Origin of the sequence: Glaciihabitans sp. GrIS 2.15 (assembly GCF_035984695.1) — a bacterium.
GTDB lineage: Bacteria > Actinomycetota > Actinomycetes > Actinomycetales > Microbacteriaceae > Lacisediminihabitans.
On sequence record NZ_JAXCHU010000028.1, the window covers coordinates 1 to 4,931 of the forward strand.

Sequence of the window (4,931 nt, forward strand, 5' to 3'; positions counted from 1 at the left end):
GTGGTGAGCAGTCGCTTGATGTCCGACTTGAGGGTCGTGAAGTCGATCGTGGCGAAAGCCGCCGCGTAGTCGAAGTCCGCGCCGAGCGGGTCGGCATCTACGCCGTTCCGGTGCAGAAGCTCAACCCGGAGACGCTGCGGGTACCAACTGTCCAGGGTCGGCGACTGACCGAAGGTGCCACCGAGGTGGTCGCCACCTGCTGGCAGCGCACCGCTCATGTGGAAACTGCATGTGTTGGTCTGGTCGTCAGTGCCCATTGATGCTCCCTGTGTGCTTTAGCTGGATGAGAAACGGTGTCGTCGGGGTCACAATTTTACGATCAGCCGCCGCATCGCAGCAGCGTCAATCTGTGGCGCAGCGATGCTTCGACGCTGCTGTGAGGCGGTGCGTCGCGGGCTGCCGACGTGACGAGAAGCCCGATAGAGAGATCGTATTCCCGCAAGGTGTGCGTGGCATGCCAAGAAAGTGACTGACTTCTAGACGGCGGTGGTGCAATGGCCGAGCGCACGACGGCCAAACCAAAGAAAGCCCTGCGCCGATTGCTGCGGTGCGGGCGATGCGAAGCCCGGTGAAACCGACGCCGGAGGATAGGGGCTGTCGAGAGCTTGATTTCCGCGAATCGTGTTCCGCTCGCGGTGACCTGGGAGCACCCCCACCAGAGGCTCCTAGTGGGGAACGTCTAAAGCGACGCGAGTTCGGTCGGCCTTGCAGACGCTGATGAAATGGCGTGTATTGAGCGTCTAGAGCTTCTTGACCATTTCAAGCTCGTTCTTGCTGGAGTCGAGGTTGTAGGGGACGGTGTGACCTGTGGCCACGAAGCCCCGGCGTTCGTAGGCTTTTCGTGCGCGAGAGTTCTCTTCGTGCACATGGAGAGTCAACTGGTCACCCTCGGTGCGTGCCCATTCTTCGACGGCCGCTAACAAGGCATCGGTCAGTCCCAACTTGCTGCCACGAAAATCGGGGGCTACATATACGCCCACGAGAAGAGGGCCGGTGTCTTGATCTACGACCAATCCGGCCATCGTTCCAACCCAGCGACCAGATTCGGCGATTGCAGCGATCGCGATGCTGTGAGCACTTTCGCCGCGCCGTCCGCGCATCCTCCACTTAGCCTCGTCGTGGCTTAGCGCTTCCTCAAGCGATTCAGCAAACGCCGTCGGGGTATCGCGAATCATTTCCAAGCGCAGATCGCGAACTTCACGCCAGTCAGCATCGGTTGTTGGACGGATTAAGAATGCGTATGTACTCACCGCAGTGAGCCTAACTCAGGGCGCGGAGCGGGCTCCGAAGAGGAACGGCTACTGGGGGGAGTTGCTTGTCCCGTGCCGGGGTCACCGGAGTCCGGGAGATCCCCCGGCCAGGTCACCCCGCTTGATAACAGCCATCAACCGCACCTGGCGAGATATCACCCCCGCGATCACGGCAGGAGTCGTGCGGGTCCGCGGAACAGGTAGGTAACCTCCCGCAGGTTGGCCAGATGCAGCAACAGCATCAGCACACGGCCGAGTCCCATACCGAATCCGCCGTGCGGAGGGACCCCGTAGCGGAAGAAATCCAGGTAGAAACTCAGCTCCTCAGGATCGAGGCCCTGAGCGCGGGCTTGCCGCTCGAGCACCTCAATACGGTGCTCGCGCTGGGCACCAGTGGAGATCTCCACCCCGTTGAAAATGAGGTCATAGCTCTTGGTGATGCTTGGGTCATCGTCGTAACGCATGTGATAAAACGGCCGAATACCCGAGGCGTAATCGGTGAGGAAAACGAACTCGTGGCCCAACGTCTCCGCAACATAGGCGGCGATCTGACGCTCGCCCTCCGGATCTATATCATCGTCAACCCGCTGCACCACGTAGCCGCGCTCAGCGACAATCCGTTTCGCCTCAGCAAGCGGGATGCGCGGAAACGGCGTAGTCGGAACGGACACCTCCACGCCAAATAGGGCCGTGATCTCACCACCGTGTTTTGCCTTCACCGCTGTAAGGCCCGCGACGATGAGGTTCTCGTGCAGGGTCATGACGTCTTCGTGACTGGCGACCCAGCTGATCTCCGCATCGACGGAGGTGAACTCGGTCGCATGTCGACTGGTGAAGCTCGGGTCCGCGCGGAAGGCAGGTCCGACCTCAAAAACTTTGCCGAATCCGGCCGGTTGCGCCATCTGTTTGAAGAATTGCGGGGATTGGGCAAGAAACGCCGTGCCCTCGAAATACTTGACCTCGAACAGCTCCGCTTTCGACTCGCTCGCACTCGCCATCAGTTTCGGGGTGTGCAACTCGATGAAGTCGTTCTCGACCCAATAGGTGCGCAGCGCGTGTTCGAACGTGGTCTGTACACGGAAAACAAGATTCTGCTCGGGACGACGAAGGTCGAGGAACCGCCAGTCCATGCGCTTGTCGATGTTGGAGTCGGCAGCGATCGGCGTCTCGGCAATCGCAGCACTCGCGATTGTGAGGCCGTCCAGTTTGATCTCGACCGCGCCGAGCTTCACCCGCTCGTCGTGCTTGAGCTCGCCGGTCGCGGTGAGGAACGAACCCTGGGTCAGAGCAGAGATGCTCTCAGCCAGCGGATCGGCCAGCGGGGTTCCGTCGTCGGCGAAGGCCCGCGGATGCACAAGCTGCACAGCACCGGATTCGTCACGCAACACGACGAACTGCACTTTCTTCTGATCTCGCACCGTTTCAACCCAACCGGAAACGCTCACGGGACCGTCGAAAGCTGCGGCCAGGTTCTTGATCAGGGTACGAGTCGTCACGATTACCGACCTTAGCTCGGGAGTAACTGCAGCGGACGACATCCTCGCTGACAGGCCACTAACCGCGATCATCTCCGCCACCGGGACGAAAAAAAGGATGGAGGGGGTGCCCGGTCCAGGTTTCGCTGGCGGCCGCCACGGCATGTTCGATCACCGCCCGAGGACCATGAGGAGCTAAGAGCCAAAGAGACAGCACTACCCGCGCTTCAGATTGCTCCACTGAATGCTGGAGTTGCATGCGCAAACACAACCAACGCTGGACCTCCCTCCGCGGAGCACGACCGCAAGCCGGACGGCAAGCGCGACAGATCTACGTTCGCACTGCTGTCCTAGTCGGCGACCATTTTGCCGTCCTCGTTCATGGTGAAGCGATTCTCGATGACGGCGAGATCAAATTGATAGATGTGATCGAGAGTGTCCTGTCGGTGTACCCGCACAACGCTGAGTAACGAGTACATCCGCTCGCTTACCCTTGTGAGTTTCCTGAGCACGTTATCGAACTGTGGCACAGTCCAGGCAGGGTGTCGATCCTTAAGCGGGTTGTGCCCTCGTTCCCAGCGTCCATTCTCATCATCGGTCCACTGCTCGTGGACAAGGACGTTTCGATCGCCGTGGGCGTCGCGCGCATCCTTGAGGACACTCCTTCCGGCCACCACAACCTGGTCAGGGAGAGACGAAGCGACGAGGAGCGACTCACAACCATCAACCAATGCGGGCAGCCGGCGCGGAAGTGTGTCAGCCTCGCGGCCGTTGAGACGTACGAGTTCTCTCCAAACCCAGCGCACCGTCTCCTCAATATCGACGTCCTTCCGCGCGGTCATTCCAATCACAAACGTGATGTACGCGTCGGGATTAAGTTCGAGCGGATCGACAGGCATATCGTCAGGGTACGACCAAACATGCAGGTCGGGATCAAACGCTCGATACGTCAAACCTGTGGGCGGTAAACGCGACGAATTCAAGGCGATTCAGATCGTCTTCGCGATGAGTCAGATGGGAACGGTGACCGCGTCAGCTACTGGCGTCGCGCGAGCACGAAACCCTGAGCGTGTCGCTCCGACGTTCGCGGGGCACGATCCAGCTTCGCGATGAGGTCGAAACCACCGTTGGTGAGAGTCGCGATAACCCCGTCGGTTCGGTGCAGGAATGCCCGCAGCTCGACGTCGTGTCCGTACGGCCTGTTCAACTGGCGTTCTCCGGTACCGACCTGGTAGCCAAGCAGCACTAGCCCCTCAGATCGGAGAATTCGAGCGAATTCAGCAACGATCTCGGCGAGCTGATCCGGCTCGGTGTGGATGATCGAATACCAGGCAAGAATGCCGTCGAACTCCTCTTCCGGAAATTGAGTGTCCGAAAGATCTGCCTGTCGGAATTTGGCGGTCGGGTGCGCAGACTGCGCGAGCGCGATCATCTCCGCTGACAGATCAATGCCGACTACATCAAGTGACGGGGATTGCGACTGGAGGTAGGTCACCATCCGGCCGGCCCCGCATCCAGCGTCCAAGACCTTCGAACCAGGACGCTTGGCAACCTCGCTTACGAATTCATTGACCATCGCCAGGTCAAACGGCGCCTCGAAGCCTGTGTCGGGAATGATCGTCGCGTAGTCAGAAGCCACCGCATCGTATGCCGATCGAGTTTGCTCGCGCAGTTCTTCGTTCACGGACACGACCATACCGAACACGCCCCCACGCGGACCCGGTACGTCTCAACACGTCGAATGACCCGAAGATCCTCGCCCAGTCGGGCACAACCTGGATTAGCAAACCCCGCGGGACCACGCCGGCCAAACTGAGGGCCAGCGACCGATGTCGAGTCAGCTGCCTGAACTCCTATTTGTCCAATTCACCTTGACAACTTCCGGCGTATTGAATCGACAGATCGATGCGATGAACACCAGTGGCGGCCTGGGCGAGTTCCGTGCGGCGGGCTGAGTCGGACCGGTCACCTGACCGACCGTACCTGCTCCAGACCAAGAGAACACACAGAGTACCGTTGGGATCACCCATTATTGGAGGAGTCTCAGTCCAGGCCGCCGACAATGGGACAGTGTTCCTCTCACCAGTGCTCTCCCATACAGCGGTAGTCGCTAACGACCGGCGTCGGCTTTTGCACATCGCGGTAATCCTCGGCATCCTGGGCACTGCGATATCGGTGACCGGCTCGTGGATTCCGTCGTTGTGGG

At 59.9% G+C, this 4,931-nt stretch carries 5 protein-coding genes; all 5 read right to left on the reverse strand.

The annotated features are described in order from the left end of the window. Positions 1–218, reverse strand: a 218-nt coding sequence (locus tag RCH11_RS17990) for a hypothetical protein (protein ID WP_327058401.1), incomplete at its 3' end; no start/stop codon positions are given. A 522-nt stretch (positions 219–740) separates the two neighbouring features. Next, positions 741–1,250, reverse strand: coding sequence for a GNAT family N-acetyltransferase (locus RCH11_RS17995; protein ID WP_327058402.1), 510 nt, complete (start codon positions 1,248–1,250; stop codon positions 741–743). 167 nt (positions 1,251–1,417) lie between these two features. Then, positions 1,418–2,746: an aspartate--tRNA(Asn) ligase gene (gene aspS / locus RCH11_RS18000; RefSeq protein WP_327058403.1), complete on the reverse strand. Its 1,329-nt coding sequence runs from the start codon at positions 2,744–2,746 to the stop codon at positions 1,418–1,420. Between the two features lie 329 nt (positions 2,747–3,075). Then, positions 3,076–3,624: a hypothetical protein gene (locus RCH11_RS18005; protein WP_327058404.1), complete on the reverse strand. Its 549-nt coding sequence runs from the start codon at positions 3,622–3,624 to the stop codon at positions 3,076–3,078. A 137-nt stretch (positions 3,625–3,761) separates the two neighbouring features. After that, positions 3,762–4,409, reverse strand: coding sequence for a class I SAM-dependent methyltransferase (locus tag RCH11_RS18010; protein ID WP_327058405.1), 648 nt, complete (start codon positions 4,407–4,409; stop codon positions 3,762–3,764). Between the last annotated feature and the right edge of the window lie 522 nt (positions 4,410–4,931).